The 16,280-nt window shown below is 27.4% G+C and carries 19 protein-coding genes and 1 CRISPR repeat array; of the genes, 12 read left to right on the forward strand and 7 right to left on the reverse strand.

The annotated features are described in order from the left end of the window. Positions 1 to 8: 8 nt before the first annotated feature. From ACTCCZ_RS00650 to ACTCCZ_RS00670, 5 genes are all read left to right on the forward strand, one after another. Positions 9 to 827, forward strand: a complete 819-nt coding sequence (locus tag ACTCCZ_RS00650) for a BRO family protein (RefSeq protein WP_079576922.1) — start codon at positions 9 to 11, stop codon at positions 825 to 827. Further along, a complete protein-coding gene (locus ACTCCZ_RS00655; protein ID WP_079576923.1) occupies positions 824 to 1,321 on the forward strand; it encodes a CRISPR-associated protein Cas4 in 498 nt (165 codons plus the stop codon). Before ACTCCZ_RS00650 ends, ACTCCZ_RS00655 begins: the two co-directional genes overlap by 4 nt. A gap of 8 nt (positions 1,322 to 1,329) precedes the next feature. Continuing rightward, positions 1,330 to 2,334, forward strand: a complete 1,005-nt coding sequence (cas1b, locus tag ACTCCZ_RS00660; RefSeq protein ID WP_079576924.1) for a type I-B CRISPR-associated endonuclease Cas1b — start codon at positions 1,330 to 1,332, stop codon at positions 2,332 to 2,334. A gap of 8 nt (positions 2,335 to 2,342) precedes the next feature. Continuing rightward, positions 2,343 to 2,660: a CRISPR-associated endonuclease Cas2 gene (gene cas2 / locus ACTCCZ_RS00665; protein ID WP_079576925.1), complete on the forward strand. Its 318-nt coding sequence runs from the start codon at positions 2,343 to 2,345 to the stop codon at positions 2,658 to 2,660. Between the two features lie 164 nt (positions 2,661 to 2,824). After that, positions 2,825 to 5,000: a CRISPR direct-repeat array (repeat unit 30 nt; unit sequence CTTGAACCAAAACATATGATGTATTGAAAT). A gap of 138 nt (positions 5,001 to 5,138) precedes the next feature. Further along, positions 5,139 to 5,888, forward strand: coding sequence for a ferredoxin-thioredoxin reductase catalytic domain-containing protein (locus tag ACTCCZ_RS00670; protein WP_079576926.1), 750 nt, complete (start codon positions 5,139 to 5,141; stop codon positions 5,886 to 5,888). 5 nt (positions 5,889 to 5,893) lie between these two features. Here ACTCCZ_RS00670 and ACTCCZ_RS00675 read toward each other — a convergent pair whose 3' ends face one another. Genes ACTCCZ_RS00675 through panB form a run of 4 tightly spaced genes read right to left on the reverse strand, consistent with a single transcriptional unit; the run spans position 5,894 to position 9,650 of the window. After that, positions 5,894 to 6,736, reverse strand: coding sequence for a response regulator (locus ACTCCZ_RS00675; protein WP_079576927.1), 843 nt, complete (start codon positions 6,734 to 6,736; stop codon positions 5,894 to 5,896). Positions 6,737 to 6,765: 29 nt separating this feature from the next. After that, positions 6,766 to 7,800: an AI-2E family transporter gene (locus ACTCCZ_RS00680; protein ID WP_079576928.1), complete on the reverse strand. Its 1,035-nt coding sequence runs from the start codon at positions 7,798 to 7,800 to the stop codon at positions 6,766 to 6,768. After that, positions 7,797 to 8,822, reverse strand: coding sequence for a Holliday junction branch migration DNA helicase RuvB (gene ruvB / locus ACTCCZ_RS00685; RefSeq protein WP_079576929.1), 1,026 nt, complete (start codon positions 8,820 to 8,822; stop codon positions 7,797 to 7,799). Before ruvB ends, ACTCCZ_RS00680 begins: the two co-directional genes overlap by 4 nt. An 18-nt stretch (positions 8,823 to 8,840) precedes the next feature. Then, positions 8,841 to 9,650, reverse strand: a complete 810-nt coding sequence (gene panB, locus ACTCCZ_RS00690; protein WP_079576930.1) for a 3-methyl-2-oxobutanoate hydroxymethyltransferase — start codon at positions 9,648 to 9,650, stop codon at positions 8,841 to 8,843. Positions 9,651 to 9,754: 104 nt separating this feature from the next. Between panB and trpA the strand changes: the two genes are divergently transcribed. The 4 genes from trpA to ACTCCZ_RS00710 are packed head-to-tail and all read left to right on the forward strand — an operon-like array spanning position 9,755 to position 11,780. Then, the gene (trpA, locus tag ACTCCZ_RS00695; protein ID WP_079576931.1) at positions 9,755 to 10,495 is read left to right on the forward strand and encodes a tryptophan synthase subunit alpha; all 741 of its coding nucleotides are present in this window, start codon (positions 9,755 to 9,757) and stop codon (positions 10,493 to 10,495) included. 3 nt (positions 10,496 to 10,498) lie between these two features. Further along, positions 10,499 to 11,236, forward strand: coding sequence for an arginyltransferase (locus ACTCCZ_RS00700; RefSeq protein WP_079576932.1), 738 nt, complete (start codon positions 10,499 to 10,501; stop codon positions 11,234 to 11,236). Next, positions 11,226 to 11,441, forward strand: a complete 216-nt coding sequence (locus ACTCCZ_RS00705) for a hypothetical protein (RefSeq protein ID WP_079576933.1) — start codon at positions 11,226 to 11,228, stop codon at positions 11,439 to 11,441. The genes ACTCCZ_RS00700 and ACTCCZ_RS00705 overlap by 11 nt, the downstream gene beginning before the upstream one ends. Positions 11,442 to 11,444: 3 nt before the next feature. Beyond that, positions 11,445 to 11,780: a hypothetical protein gene (locus ACTCCZ_RS00710; protein ID WP_079576934.1), complete on the forward strand. Its 336-nt coding sequence runs from the start codon at positions 11,445 to 11,447 to the stop codon at positions 11,778 to 11,780. On the opposite strand, the gene ACTCCZ_RS00715 is transcribed toward ACTCCZ_RS00710, so the two are convergent. Then, positions 11,781 to 12,197: a hypothetical protein gene (locus ACTCCZ_RS00715; protein WP_079576935.1), complete on the reverse strand. Its 417-nt coding sequence runs from the start codon at positions 12,195 to 12,197 to the stop codon at positions 11,781 to 11,783. 137 nt (positions 12,198 to 12,334) lie between these two features. Here ACTCCZ_RS00715 and ACTCCZ_RS00720 point away from each other — a divergent pair, with 137 nt between their 5' ends. Continuing rightward, complete coding sequence (locus ACTCCZ_RS00720) at positions 12,335 to 12,466, forward strand: hypothetical protein (RefSeq protein WP_265734224.1); 132 nt, start codon at positions 12,335 to 12,337, stop codon at positions 12,464 to 12,466. Then, on the forward strand, positions 12,466 to 12,912 hold the full coding sequence (locus ACTCCZ_RS00725) for a Fur family transcriptional regulator (RefSeq protein ID WP_079576936.1): 447 nt from the start codon (positions 12,466 to 12,468) through the stop codon (positions 12,910 to 12,912). The genes ACTCCZ_RS00720 and ACTCCZ_RS00725 overlap by 1 nt, the downstream gene beginning before the upstream one ends. A gap of 28 nt (positions 12,913 to 12,940) precedes the next feature. Here ACTCCZ_RS00725 and feoB read toward each other — a convergent pair whose 3' ends face one another. Beyond that, positions 12,941 to 15,049, reverse strand: coding sequence for a ferrous iron transport protein B (gene feoB / locus ACTCCZ_RS00730; RefSeq protein ID WP_079576937.1), 2,109 nt, complete (start codon positions 15,047 to 15,049; stop codon positions 12,941 to 12,943). Then, positions 15,027 to 15,266, reverse strand: a complete 240-nt coding sequence (locus ACTCCZ_RS00735) for a FeoA family protein (protein WP_079576938.1) — start codon at positions 15,264 to 15,266, stop codon at positions 15,027 to 15,029. Before ACTCCZ_RS00735 ends, feoB begins: the two co-directional genes overlap by 23 nt. 180 nt (positions 15,267 to 15,446) lie before the next feature. Between ACTCCZ_RS00735 and ACTCCZ_RS00740 the strand changes: the two genes are divergently transcribed. Next, positions 15,447 to 16,280, forward strand: an 834-nt coding sequence (locus tag ACTCCZ_RS00740; RefSeq protein ID WP_463187058.1) for a hypothetical protein, incomplete at its 3' end; no start/stop codon positions are given.

Here is a 16,280-nt window from a genome sequence, read left to right on the forward strand (position 1 = left end):
GGAACTCCATGGAAAAAATACAACTTTTTGAATCAAAAAAAATACGAAGTCATTGGGATGATGATAAAGAGCTTTGGTATTTTAGTATCATAGATGTAATAGCAATATTAACACAAAGTAATAATCCTAGAAAATATTGGAGTGTGTTAAAAACGCGTTTAAAAGATGAAGGAAGTGAACTGGCTACAAATTGTAGCCAGTTGAAAATGAAAGCATCTGATGGTAAGATGAGACTTACTGATGTTGCTACTACAGAACAACTTTTGAGGCTTATTCAGTCTATTCCCTCTCCTCAAGCTGAACCTTTTAAAATGTGGCTAGCAAAGGTTGGTTATGAGAGAATCGAAGCTATTCAAGATCCTGAAAAATCAATTGATGCAGCTTTAAGCGATTATATAAAACTTGGATACTCTGAAAAGTGGATAAACCAAAGACTTAAAAGTATTGAAGTAAGAAAAGAACTGACTGATGAATGGAAACAAAGAGGAGTAGAAGAGGGTAAGGAGTTTGCTCTTCTTACTGATATTATTTCAAAAGCTTGGAGTGGGAATACTACAAAAGAGTATAAACAACTCAAAAACCTTAAAAAAGAGAATCTAAGAGATAATATGACAAATCTTGAACTAGTTCTTAATATGTTAGCAGAAGCAACTACTTCTGAGATATCTAAAGAGAAAAAACCTGATGGATTTAATGAGAGCAAAAAAGTAGCAAAAGAGGGTGGAATAATAGCAGGAGATACAAGAAAAGCCATAGAGGAAAAAACAGGTAATAAAATTGTTACTAAGCAAAATGCACAAAATTTATTAGAAGATAAAAAAACATGAACAACATTACAGGCACACTCATAAACTACTATTTTCATTGTAAGAGACAATGTTATCTTCATGCAAACCGTATAAACTTAGAAGATAATAGTGAAGATGTACGAATAGGTAAAATTTTACATGAGATAAATGAATCAAAGTCAAAAAAAGCTGAGATAAGTATTGACAATATCAAAATAGATAAACTCACTCGTGATTATTTAGTTGAGATTAAAAAAAGTGATAGCGATATTGAGTCTGTACGATGGCAGGTTTTACTTTATCTTTATAAGCTAAAACAAAAAGGTGTTGAAAGAAAAGGCAAGATTGAGTTTATTGAAAAAAACAAACAAGATAAAAAAGTACACTATATTGATTTAGATGAGGTAAATGAAAAAGAGCTTTTAAAAATATGTGAAGAGATAGAAACTCTTATAAATGTACCAATACCACCAACAGCAAAATTTGAAAACAAGTGTAAAAAGTGTGCTTATTATGAGTATTGTTTTATATAAGGATTAAAATGGCAAAAAATCATACTAGATATATATTTTCAATGGGTGAGCTTAAACGCAAAGATAATTCTATAGCTTTTAAGAATGAAAAAGGAAATTTTTATATTCCCATACAAGATACTAGGGAGCTTTATTGTATGAATGAAGTGAGTTTTAATACTAAGTTTCTAGATTTTATATCTCGTGCTGGTATCACACTTCATCTTTTTAATTATCATGGAAACTATAGTGGAAGTTTTTATCCAAAAGAACAACTTGTAAGTGGGGATTTGACCATAAAACAATCTTTATGTTTTATAGAAAGAAGATTAAATGTAGCAAAAGCAGTTGTGAGGGCTATCGCTTTAAATATTCATGAAACTTTATATCACTATTTTAGACATGGAAAAAAAGAGCTAAAAGAGTTTCTTGATTGGCTTAAAAGTGATGTTGAAAAGTTTTTAAGTAAAGAGTTGACAATAGAGCAAATACTTTTTGTAGAAGGACAGATTTGGAGTAGGTTTTATGATAGTTTTAAGTATTTTTTACCAGAAGATTTTATCATGAATAAAAGGGTAAAAAGACCACCTGATAATCCTATAAATGCACTTGTAAGTTTTGGAAATACCTTGCTTTATACAAAAACAATATCAAGTATATATGAAACACATCTAAACCAAACTATAAGTTTTTTACACTCTCCAAGAGAGGGCAGATTTAGTCTTAGTCTTGATATAAGTGAAGCTTTTAAACCTATTATTGTGTTTAAAACAATTTTTGATTTAGTAGGTAAAAAAAGAATTCAAGTCGCAAAGCATTTTGACAAAAGTTTAAATTATGCACTTTTAAATGAAGAAGGCAAAAAAATATTTATTGATGCCTTTGAAACAAGGATAAATGAAACTTTTATGCACAAAAAGCTAAAAAGAAAAACAAGTTTTAAAAACTGTATCAAACTTGATGGATATAAACTTATAAAGTATATAGTCGAAAATAAAGAGTTTAAACCTTTTAATCTAAAAGATAAAATTTAAGGACTTTAATGGCTACTAAAAAACAAAATTATAATTATAACTACATATTTTTATTTTATGATATTGCAGATGAGTTTAGTGAAGTAGGTAAGTATAGAGTATCAAGAGTCTTTAAAATATGTAAGCAGTATCTAAAACATCATCAAAAATCAATCTTTAGGGGAAACATAACTCCATCAGATCAAATTATGCTTGAAAACAAACTTAGAAAAGTAATAGATAAGGATTTGGATTTTATCTCTATTATTAAAGTACAAAATTCAGGAAGTTTTGCAGAACTTACTATTGGAAATGATAAAAAAGAGTCAGAATCTATTTTTATATGATTTTTCCAAGCTACTTAAAAATAATATCATATAAAAACAGCTATAATAAGGCACTTTTAAAAAGTTATTTCACAACTTATTGTTTTAAAATAATCAGTTGGAAAAACTTCTTAGAAGAACCAATTAAAGGGAAAGTGTATTTTAGAAGTACCTAAATCATCTTCCTTGAACCAAAACATATGATGTATTGAAATGCAGTAAGGTATATTCCAGGAATGACACCAGTACCCTTGAACCAAAACATATGATGTATTGAAATGTTTGTTTATCTTTGTGACCTCTTAATCCAGTACCTTGAACCAAAACATATGATGTATTGAAATCCAATCTTAATAAGCCCATGACATATAGCAGTGCCTTGAACCAAAACATATGATGTATTGAAATGCTGTTATTTCTAGCTTCTGTGCTCTATTCTTCATCCTTGAACCAAAACATATGATGTATTGAAATTTAATTAAAGATTATAACATTGATAGTGAAAACTACTTGAACCAAAACATATGATGTATTGAAATGAATTAGAGCATATATAGCTAAGTTATTGAATAACTTGAACCAAAACATATGATGTATTGAAATTAAGAAAACAAATATAGTAAACTAATTGATTAAACTTGAACCAAAACATATGATGTATTGAAATGTATTAACGCTTTTTAAAAGTGGAGGCACTAAAACTTGAACCAAAACATATGATGTATTGAAATCAACTAGTGGCTGTTTCTACTGTAGTTATTTAGTCTTGAACCAAAACATATGATGTATTGAAATTGCTCTATATCATCAGGATAAGGAATCAAACAAAACCTTGAACCAAAACATATGATGTATTGAAATCTAAAAAGATTATATAAAAAACAAAAGGGTAAATCACTTGAACCAAAACATATGATGTATTGAAATAAGGATGTAAAACTTATATGAATATGCTTAAAAGAGCTTGAACCAAAACATATGATGTATTGAAATTCTACTACCTTTTGATCTTCTATAGTAGTAGGCTCTCTTGAACCAAAACATATGATGTATTGAAATACAATTTTTAAAAAAGAACTTCAAGAATATACTATCTTGAACCAAAACATATGATGTATTGAAATTCTGATGTTTGTGCAAACAAAGGGAACGATGAAGACTTGAACCAAAACATATGATGTATTGAAATTTTTACACAACATACACAAGGGAACACATGAGTAACTTGAACCAAAACATATGATGTATTGAAATGTTTTCAAGATGGATAAAGGCTGCAATAGAAAAATACTTGAACCAAAACATATGATGTATTGAAATAGCACAGCAGACCAAACAACAATACAAGAAGCAATACTTGAACCAAAACATATGATGTATTGAAATTTAATTGATGTGCTTGTTTCAATTCTTGTGTATAGCCTTGAACCAAAACATATGATGTATTGAAATTCACTTACATCTTCAATCTTTTTGTTTTCTGCAAGTCTTGAACCAAAACATATGATGTATTGAAATAAAATATGAAGTAAATCTTTAGAGCCAACTGCTTTACTTGAACCAAAACATATGATGTATTGAAATCCAAGCAATCCCTTCAAGTTCTTCAACTGTTGTTCTTGAACCAAAACATATGATGTATTGAAATGTGAAATAACTGGTAAACAAATAGTATTGAATGGCTTGAACCAAAACATATGATGTATTGAAATCCAAGCAATCCCTTCAAGTTCTTCAACTGTTGTTCTTGAACCAAAACATATGATGTATTGAAATAAGAACAACTATACAAAGATTATATTGACCAAGTAGCTTGAACCAAAACATATGATGTATTGAAATTCAATAGAAACTTTTTACAGAACACAAGCAAAAAGTCTTGAACCAAAACATATGATGTATTGAAATCAGACAACCTTGTGATTGATACAATGTTGTTAAAAGCTTGAACCAAAACATATGATGTATTGAAATAAAAATAAACACAGTTTTAAGTGAGATTGCAACACCTTGAACCAAAACATATGATGTATTGAAATAAAATGATTGATGTGTGGCAAAAGAAGTATAATGCTCTTGAACCAAAACATATGATGTATTGAAATGTTGCTTGTGCTTGTCTTTCTAAAATTTTATTCTCTTGAACCAAAACATATGATGTATTAAAATTTGCGATTTGTTTACCAATTATTTGGCTGATACACTTGAGCCACAATATATAATGTATAGAAAATGACCCGAATGAATTCGGGTTTCCGAAAATGCAGCTTGAACCAAAACATATGATGTATAGAAAATGACCCGAATGAATTCGGGTTTCCGAAAATGCAGTTTGAACCAAAACATATGGTGTATAGAAAATGACCCGAATGAATTCGGGTTTCCGAAAATTGGGTTTTGATTAAATATAAGTTAAGAAAAACTTATAATAGACTCTTTTAAATAGATTAAAAAAACTTTTACTTATAATACGCAAAAATTATGTATTTAAGGTAAATAATGATTAAAAAGATTGATATGAACTCTACTGAATTCCAAACTCAGTTTGAATTGACAAAGCAGTTTACAGACAAGGTTTTAGATAGGTTTGGTTTTGTTTATAATCCTGAAAATGATGTAAATGAATCTGTTCAGCAAGGGCTTACTAGAAATAAGATGATATATGAAAAAAGATTTTGTCCTTGTTTTATGGTAGTTGGTCAAACAAAGCAAGAACAAAAAGAAGCAGATAATAGACTTTGCCCATGTAAACCTGCACTTGAAGTTGAGATACCAAGAGATGGAAAGTGCCATTGTGGGATTTTCTGTACTCCTGAATTTGCTAAAAATGAGGCTTTGAAAAATAAGGTTAGTGAGGTTACTCATACTCATTCAAGAGGACTTACTAAGCAAGAGTGTGAAGTACTTTTACAAAAAGAGCAAATTGATGCTGATGAGTTAGAATCACTTCTTGAAGCTAGATTATTAAAATATATTGATTTTAATTTAGTAGATACAAGAGAGTGGATGGAGTGGGTAGGACAAAGAATTAAAGGTTGCGATTATTTAGTTCCAACTACTTCATTTTATCAAAGTATTGAGCAGTTACAAAATCAAAAAGAAAAACCTGTTGTTGTTTATTGTTTAAGTGGTAGTAGAAGTGCATATTGTCAAAAAGTTATGTATGATTTAGGTTTTAAGTGCGTGTCAAATCTAGATTATGGGATTATGACATATAAAGGAGCTACTATTAGTGGTGAAGATGAGTAATTAACTCATCTTTCCAATGATTGATAAAGCATATATCCACTTGCATAATTATCTTTATTTTCATAAAGTGGATATAAAATATTGTGAAACTCTAACTCTTCATTATCTGCTGTAATGAACTTTTCATTAAATCCTACTGCTTCTTTTATTTTTATTGCTTCTAACATTTTTTTCTGAATATTAGCTGCATTTGGTGTTATTGAGTTTATAGGTTTATTTTTTAAATCCATTAAAGAGTACTTATAGATGTTACTAAATTGGTTTGATATATTTTCTATTATTCCAAATTTATCTAATTTTATAGATGCTATAAAATGCTCTGCTAGGAACTTATAAAAAGATACTTCTTTTTCTAATAATTCACAATTGTCTTTTAGTTGTCCATAATCTTTTTTTGTACTTAGCATCTCATTTGCTAAAGCTTTTGTTGTTTTATATAGATTTCTATTCTCTTTTGAGTTTTTTACACTTTTTAAAATAGTTGATGTTAAATCTTGAATTTTTAAAGGTTTTGTTACATAGCTATCTATATTTAATGTGATTGCTTTTATAAGTGATTCTTCATCTGTAAAAGCAGTTGTAAAAATCACGGGTATGTATTTTGATACTTTATGTACTTCTTCTGCTAGCTCAAATCCTGTCATTTTGGGCATATTTAAATCTGTAACAATTACATCTAATTCATCTTGATGATTCTTAAATAGATTTATTCCTTGACGACCATCTTTTCCTACATACACTTTTTTGAAGATTTTTTCAAATACAGAAAGTGTTTGTGCTCTAATAACATCATCATCTTCAACATACAATACTGTTACTTGTTTTAATTCTTTTAAATCAATTTGCATAAACACACCACTTTTTTAAATTTTTTTGATTATAACATATCATTACTATACTTTTTTAATAATTGAACAATTGAGATAAAAAAAGTAACCATTGCAGGACCTATAATCATTCCCCAAAAGCCAAATGTTGATAATCCAGCAACAATTGAGAAAAAAATCAATAATTCATTTATTTTACTTGGAGTTTTTACTACTTTTTGATTTATATATTTTATAATTATAGGCTTTATAAATGTATCAGCTAATACTGATATGATGATTATTGAATAAGCACTAATTATTATTGCATCATAAAAATCACCTAGGTATATTTCATATAAAGCTATTGGAAGCCACATTATTATACCACCAACTACAGGAACCAATGAAGCAAAACCATACAAAACACCTAATAAAAATCCATTATAGCCATATGCTGATATGAAAAATCCAAATAACATACCCTCAAATATTGCAGTAACTAGTATTGAGTATAAAACAATACTCATTACATTTGATGATTCATAAAATAGTGTAATTGAGTCTTCTTTTTTTAAAGGAAGAATATCTTTTATATAGTGTGAAAGACTTGTTCCATAAAGTGTAAAAAAGAAATAAAATATAAGTATCATAAACATATCTATCATAAATGAAGCAGAATTCTTACCTAAATATGCTCCAATTGAGAGTATGTTTTTTATACTTTCTGCAATATCTATTTTTTCAAGAATCAAAATTAGTTGTTGTTTAAAAAACTCATACTCTTTTGGGATATTTAGTATCCAAGTTTCTATTTGTGAGTAGTTTTTCATCAAAGCTTGTTGATCTAATTGATTTATATAATTTGCAAATGAAAAAATACAGTACATTACAGGTACAAAAAATATTAGTGCAAGTATCATTGTCATAATAATTGCTGAAATTGTTTGACTTTTTACTCTGTGTGTAATAAATATATCTAAAGTATTAGTAGCTACTGTTAAAAGTAAAGCTACAAATATTGCTTTTAAAAAGGGATTGAAAAGTTCAAATAGAAAAAATAAAATAGCAATAGCAATAGCAATTAAAAAATGCTGTGGCTTCAAAACAAAGACTCCTTTTGTATCTTTTCACTTTCTGGGTATGATAATCTAAACATCTCATATGTTTTTACACTAGCTACTCTTCCTCTTGCTGTTCTTTCTATAAAGCCATTTGCAAGCAAATATGGTTCAATTGCATCTTCAATTGTTCCCTCATCTTCGCTAAGTGCAGCTGCTATTGTAGATAATCCCATAGGTTTACCTTTATTTGATACAAGAAGCTCAAGTAAATTTATATCCATTTCATCAAATCCACTATCATTTACACCTAGTTCATCTAGTGCATAATTGCATCTTTGTTTTATGATAGTATCTTCATTTTCTACTTCTGCAAAGTCCCTTACTCTTCTTAAAAGTCGTAGGGCAACCCTTGGTGTTCCTCTACTTCTTCTTGATATTTCTAATGCAGCATCATCTTCACAAACCTTATTTAATTTAACAGAAGCTTTTTGAATAATTTTTGCTAATTCTTCGTTGTTATAAAACTGCATTCTAAAATGCATACCAAATCTTTCTCTTAAAGGATTACTTAGCATTCCAGCTCTTGTTGTTGCTCCAATTAGTGTAAATCTTGGTAAATCTATTTTTACAGTTTGTGCAGCTGGACCACTTCCAATAATAATATCAAGTCTATAATCTTCCATTGCTGGATATAATATCTCTTCAACTGCTGGACTTAACCTGTGTATCTCATCAATAAATAAAATATCACCTTCTTCTAGATTTGTTAAAATAGCAGCTAGGTCACCACTTTTTTCAATCATAGGTCCTGCTGTGATTTTTATATTTGAATTCATTTCATTAGAAATAAGATAAGAAAGCGTAGTTTTACCAAGACCTGGAGGTCCATAAAAAAGTATATGATCAAGTGCTTCTTCTCTTTTTTTACTAGCTTCAATAAAAACTTTTAAATTTTTTTTTATTTTCTCTTGTCCAATATAATCATCCCAAGAAGAGGGTCTTAAATTTACTTCATTTTTATCTTCTTCAAATGATATTTGTTCAACTTCTACTAATCTTTCCACTATTATTTTCCTAAACTTTTAATACTCTTCATCTTTTGATGGAAATTGTGTTGTTTGTACATCATTTCTATATTGTAAAACTGCATCTTTTACAAGTGTTGCACCATCTAAATATCTTCTAACAAATTTTGGTTTAAATTCATCAAAAAAGCCTAACATATCTGACCAAACTAAAACTTGTCCATCAGTTACATTTCCTGCACCAATTCCAATAACAGGAATACTTACAGCTTCTGTGATTTTTTTTGCAACACTACTTAAGACACCCTCAACAACAATAGCAAATGCTCCTGCTTTTTCAATAGCAATAGCATCACGAATTAGTTGTTCTTCATCTTCTTTAGTTTTACCTCTTACTTTGTATCCACCCTCACTTCTAACATATTGTGGCATAAGTCCAATATGTCCCATAACAGCAATTGAGTTAGATGTTAGATGTTTTACAATATCAGCTTTATCTTCTCCACCTTCAACTTTTACAGCTGCAATATTTGTTTCTTGATAAATTTTAACTGCATTTTTAAGTGCTATGTCTTTATTTGTGTATGTTCCAAAAGGCATATCTAAAATAACAAAAGCTTTTGGTGCACCTGTACAAACGGCATTTGCATGGTAAATCATCTGTTCTAGTGTTGCACTTAATGTATCAGGTTTTCCTGCAAAGCTCATGTTTAAACTATCTCCTACAAGTATCATATCTGCAACTTCTGCAAATAAATTTGCAAAAAGTGCATCATAAGCTGTAATCATTGTTAGTTTTTTATTGTTTTTAGTTTTTAATATTTTAGTAATTGACATTTTTTCAAAATCATTTTTAATTATACTCATATAATTGTTCCCCAAAATCAAGTTCTATTTTTTTAATATTAATCTATAACCTTGTTATAATATGTTACTATTATATCCAAATTAATTAAATATAGGATTTTATTTTGAAAAAACTTGTAGGTTATATAACAGCTAGTTATCCTGACAATAATTTTACAATAGACTTAGCATTACATATGAAAGAGTCAGGTGTTGATATATTAGAATTAGGTATTCCTTTTTCAGATCCTGTTGCAGATGGTCCTGTTATAGAAAAAGCAAATCTTTTAGCTTTAAAAAATGGTTTTAAATTAAAAGATTTATTTGAAGTTTCAGCAAAAATAGCACCACAAATGGATACTTTATGGATGGGATATTTAAATCCATTTTATCATTATGGAATGGAAGAGTTTTTTAAAAAAGCAAAAGAGTTTGGTATTACAGGTGAGATTATTCCTGATTTACCTTTTGAAGAGACTTTTATTTATCAAGAGTTGGCAAAAAAATATGAACAATCTATTATTACATTTGTCTCTCCAACTCATAGTAAAGAAAGAATTGCACAAGTAGTTAAAAATGCTACTAAGTTTATATATATGGTAGCTTATGCAGGTATTACAGGAAGTGGTAAAAGTGAAGATTTAACACAAGTTATTAAAACTGTAAAAGAGAATACAAATACTCCTTTATATGTTGGATTTGGTGTTGATGAAAACACATGCAAAGAGAAATCAGTTGGAGTTGATGGAGTAATAGTAGGAAGTGCTTTTGTAAAACATATAATTGATGATAGCTTGTCATACAATGAAAAAATTGATAGAATATGTAAAATCTCAAAAGAGATAAAAGAGAAAATCAACGGGTAGTTAATGCAAATTATAAATGAAGACTTAGAGTTTGTAGAAGAGAATAGGGAATGCTCTTATTTTAATAATGAGATATCTGATATGAGATATAGGTATATAAATCATTGTGGTGTTGAAGATTATCAAAATATGTTAGAGCATGGTTGGAGAAGATTTGGGAAAATGCACTTTGTTCCAGAATGCAAAACTTGTACAAAGTGCATAAGTATGAGAATTGATGTTAAAAATTATAAATTTTCTAAATCTGAAAAAAGAGTAATAAATAAAAATAAAGATACAAAGCTTTATATACAAACACCAAGTATAAGTTTAGATCATTTGAAGCTTTATGATAAATATCATAAATTTATGCACGATAAGAAACAATGGCCTTATTATCCAATAAGTCCTGATGATTATTCAAGATCTTATGTTGAGGGAAAAGATAAGTTTACAAAAGAGTTTTTATATTTTAAAGGTGAACAACTAGTCGCAGTTGCATTAGTTGATATTTTACCTGAGTCTATTTCTTCGATTTATTGTTTTTATGATCATGAATATGCAGAGTTGTCTTTAGGTAAATTTTCTATTTTAGCACAAATAAAAATAGCAAAAGAGTTAGAAATACCTTATATTTATTTAGGTTATTGGATAAAAGATCATTTTTCAATGGGATATAAAGTCAATTATATGCCCTTTGAAATATTAAAAAATAGAGCTTCTTTAAAAGAAGATGCAATTTGGGAAAAATATGAGTTATAATATAGTTGCATTAATAGCTATTACTATTACAGCAGTAATTTCACTTTTAGCTAGTCATTATATAAGTTTATTGTTTTTTGAAGAGTCTAACTCTTTATTTAAAATAGTTCAATTAATTATAGCCATAGTGTCAATGACAACATTTTATGCACCAATTAAATACTTACTATTTAAGTATATGGATGTACAAGAAGAAAAGGAATAGATTATGAAAAAGTTTATTGTTGTATTATTTATATCTCTTTTTTCATTTGCAGTTGCTAGTGAACAAGAAGATATAGAAAATGTAGATTGCGTTATTTTAAAGGATGAAAATTCAATAATTTGTAAATATATTCAAGAAAGAGTTGAATATGATAAAAATGTTACTTTTATTTGGATTGATCCTGATGAAGAGATATCAAGAAGTCGAGAGATGACTATACCTGCTGGGCATGGTTCTATTTATGATTTTAGATATATTGATGGAAGGAAAAAGGGTATTTGGACTTTTAAAGTAAAAGATCAAGATAAAACTTATGAAACAAAATTTGAAATAAAGTAATTATACTTTTTTCAAATTTTTATTTAAACACATAACTAAATCTATTCCTTTTTTGTCTACTATACACACCATGTTTTTGCTACTATCATGGGTAGTTTTATCTAGGTTTATTAAGTTATTTAAATAATCTTCAATTCTTTTTATTAGAATTCTATCTTCTAATAGAAGAATTGTTTTTGCGCTATACTCTTTTATATTTCTAATATTTTCATCTTTTAGATTTTTTAAATCAATAGATAATATCTCTTGAGATAGTTTTGCAAATGCTTCAAGCTTTGCTTGTCTTATCCATCTTTTTTGATCAATCTTATTATTTACTTTTGAAAGAATAAATGTATCAACTACTTTAGTTGCAATCGCCCCAAATGCTGCTGTTCTAGCTACTTGACCTACTAGGGCTAAACTAATATTAAACATCTTCGCTCCTTATATTAAAGAAATATTATATTAAGTAAACTTAATTGTATATTAAAACGATAATTATTATCATTAATAATTCATTAAGTATAGATTATGTAATATTATAATATTGATACTAATTATTAAGGGATATTATGAAAAAGAACTACCCCAAAGAGGGATTTTTATATAAAAAAAATTTAAAAATACATAGAAATCTTTGGATACCATATACAGCTGCTTTGATAATTAGTATAGGAATAATAGTTATAAAAGGAATAATCTAGTGCAAAAATATGAAGAAAGTTTTGAATCTTTTTTAGAAAATTTTAAAAATACAGTATCAAAACTGGGATTTAAAAACTCAATACAAAAAGATTATATTCTAAAAATTTTGTATTTTAATGATGAACATTTAAGTGCAGAACAAATTGCAAATATTGCAAAAAATGAATATAAAGTAGATATGGGAATAGCTACAGTTTATAGAACTGTTAAGTTTTTTGAAGAACTAAATATAGTTAACTCATTGGATGTTGGTGATGGAGCTAAAAGGTATGAGTTAAATCTATCTTTACATCATGATCACATGATTTGTACTTCATGTAATAAGATTTTAGAATTTAATGATGAGGTAATAGAAAAACAACAAATCAAAGTTGCAAAAGATAACAACTTTCTTTTAAGTGATCATATTATGACAATTTATGGAGTATGTGAGAAGTGTCAATAAAAGCATAAGATTTCTCTTATGCTTTTACTTAAGTTAATAGTGATACAACATTGTAAGTAATAAATGATAATACCCAAGCAGTACCTGTTGTAAATACAAATAAATATCCTAAATATTTCCATCCACCAGCTTCTCTTGCAAAAACCATTGTTGCAGCAAGACAAGGTAAATAAATCATTACAAATACAATAAATGCAATACCTGATGCAAATGGAATATTTGCTCTTATCTTTTCAACTAAGCCTTTTGAGTTTTCATCATTTTCTTCACCCAAGCCATATAAAATACCTAAAGTTGAAACTACAATCTCTTTTGCTGCAAGTCCAGTTTCAAGTGCTACTGACATCTTCCAATCAAATCCTAAAGGAGCAAATAATGGTTCTGAAAATTTCCCTACATAACCCAAATAAGAGTTTTCAAGGTTATATAAAGCAAGTTCATTCTCTAAGGCTAATTTTTCTTCATCACTTAAAGCTAGTTCAATTTTTTGATTGTAAGTCTCTTCTACATCTAAATGTTTTGGATAATTACTAGCAACCCAAATTAGAAGTGATGCTGCAAGAATAAATGTACCTGCTTTTTTAAGGTACATCATAGCTTGATTTGAAACTGTGTGCCAAATTAGTTTAAAAGATGGCAGTCTATATTTTGGCATTTCCATTACAAAAGGTTCATTTTCACTTTTAAATACTAATATTTTTAAAACTTTTGCTGCAATTAATCCTAGTATTGCTCCACCAATATAGATTAAAAATAAAACATTACCAGCATTGTTTTCACTAAAAAAAGCACCTGTAAAAAGTACATAAATTGGAAGTCTTGCTCCGCAAGACATAAACCCTATAATAAATAGTGTAAGTAGTCTATCTCTTTCATTTTTAAGAGTTCTTGCTGCCATATAAGCTGGAACTGAACAACCAAAACCAGTTACTAAAGGAATAAATGATTTTCCATGAAGTCCAAATTTATGGAAAAAACCATCAAGTAAGAAAGCAACTCTACTCATATATCCAGTTGTTTCAAGTAAAGCAATACCAAAAAATAGTATTACAATATTTGGAATAAATAAAACAACAGCACCAACACCTGCAATTGCACCATCTGCAATTATTGAGGATAATTGATTATCTCCTAATACCTCTTTTGTATTGTCAATTAAATTTGCAAAAAATGCATCTATAATATCCATAGGAATATTTCCAACTTCAAATGTTAGTTGAAATAATCCCCACATTAAAAATAAGAAAATAGGTAAACCAAATACTTTATGGATTAAAACAGAATCAATCTTTTCAGTCAATGTTTTTTCCACATGAGTTTTTACTTTAACTGTTTCAGTAACAGCACCCTTTGCAAAAGAGAATTTCTCTTCATTGAAAATATCTTCTACATTTTTTGTATCATAATGAAGAGAGATATGTTCAAATGCACTATTTAAAATGGGTTGTAGTTTTGTCCATATTGGTTCATCATGAAAAAACTTATAAGTATCTTTATCTTCTTTTAGAAGTTTTATAGCTACTTGTCTAAAACTATTTTTGCATTTAAATCCACTATCATTGAAAAAGTTAATTATATTTGCAATCTCTTCTTCAATAACATTTGAGAATATTAATTTTGTATCTAGTTTTTCGCTTTCATGTTTTTTTACTATCTCTTTGATTAGTTTATCAATACCTTGTTTTGTTGTAGCACTTGTTTTTATACAAGGTTTACCAAGTATTTTACTTAGTTGTACCTCATCAATTAATATATCTTCTTTTATTGCTTCATCATTCATATTTAGAGCAATTATCATTTTTTTGTCTAATGCTAATAGCTCTGATGTTAAGTATAAGTTTCTTTCTAAATTTGTTGAATCAGTTACATTTAGTATAATATCATACTCACTATTATATAAAAAATCTTTTGTAACTTTTTCTTCTTGAGTATATTCATTTAAAGAGTAAGAACCTGGCAAGTCAACTATTTCAATAGTATAATCTTTATATTTTAAAATTACTTGCTCTTTTGCAACTGTTACTCCTGAAAAATTACCAACTTTTAACCTTGCATTTGAAATTGAGTTGATAAGCATACTCTTACCAACATTTGGTTGACCAACTAATGCAACTTTAATTATTTTGTTTGTGTTCATTTTCAACCTCGATTTTTGATGCTTCTATTAATCTTATTGCAACTTTAGTATTATTTATTTTTATTTCAATAGTACTTTTTGCCATAGTTACTTCTTCAATAGTTATCTTTGAACCTTTTATTATTCCAAAAGAGTAGAATCTATTTTTTAAAGCAGTATCACAATTTATGTTTTTGATTGTTGCTATATCACCTTTGCTTAATTCACTTAATTTCATAAAATATCCTTATATATTAATGTGAGGTAAAATTATAATAAACTTAAAATTTAATATTACTTAATAATGATAATAATTTTCAAATTTTAGATGATAAATAACTAATATAATGATAATTGTTATCATTAAGTTTTAAACTAAAACATTATATACTTCAAAAATTTATAAAAAGAGTCAAATATGAGTATTACTACAAAAATATCTGTATTTTTTGCACTTATATGTCTATTTTTAACAATATGTGTTTTTAGTATATTAAAACAGAGTGAAAATAGTACAAAAGAGTTTGAAAATCAACAAATAAAAAAGAGTATTGAGATTTTTTTTGAAGCACTAAAAGCGAAATCTTCTTTTTTACAAAACATAGCTTATGAACACTCTATTAATGATAATGTTTTAAAAATAGTTGAAGAAAAAGAGAATAAAACAAATAAAACAAACTTTATCAAAGATAAATATACTCATTTTTTTCTATTTGATAAAAACAAAAACTTTATTTATGGAAATGTATATGACATAAATTCAGATGAGTTTGTATCTATTCCAAATGCAATAAAAACTTTTTTTAAAACAAAAGAGATTGATATTTATTTAGATAAAAATAGAGTAAATTTTATCACTTTAGATTATGAAAAAATACTATTTACCATTGAAAAAGTATTTAAAAATAATAAATTTGTAGGATATGTTTTTGTGGGAAGAAGCTTGGATTCTTTGTTTTTATCAGAACTTAGTAAGATAACTCACCAATACTTATCGTTTCTTCCTTCTCATACTTTAATTAAGAAAAAATATTTAAAGCTTGATTCAAATTTAATCTATTATGATATTAGTAGAGTTGATGAATATAGTTTATTTAGTTATTTAGAGTTAACTGACCAATTAGATAATAGCAATTTTTATATTAGAATGAAGATGAATAGGGACTATTTTATTCAAATAAATAAAAATAATAAAACTATATTTTATATTTTTATAATAACTTTTATAATTCTTATTATTGCAATATATTTT

The organism is Malaciobacter sp., from assembly GCF_055140965.1.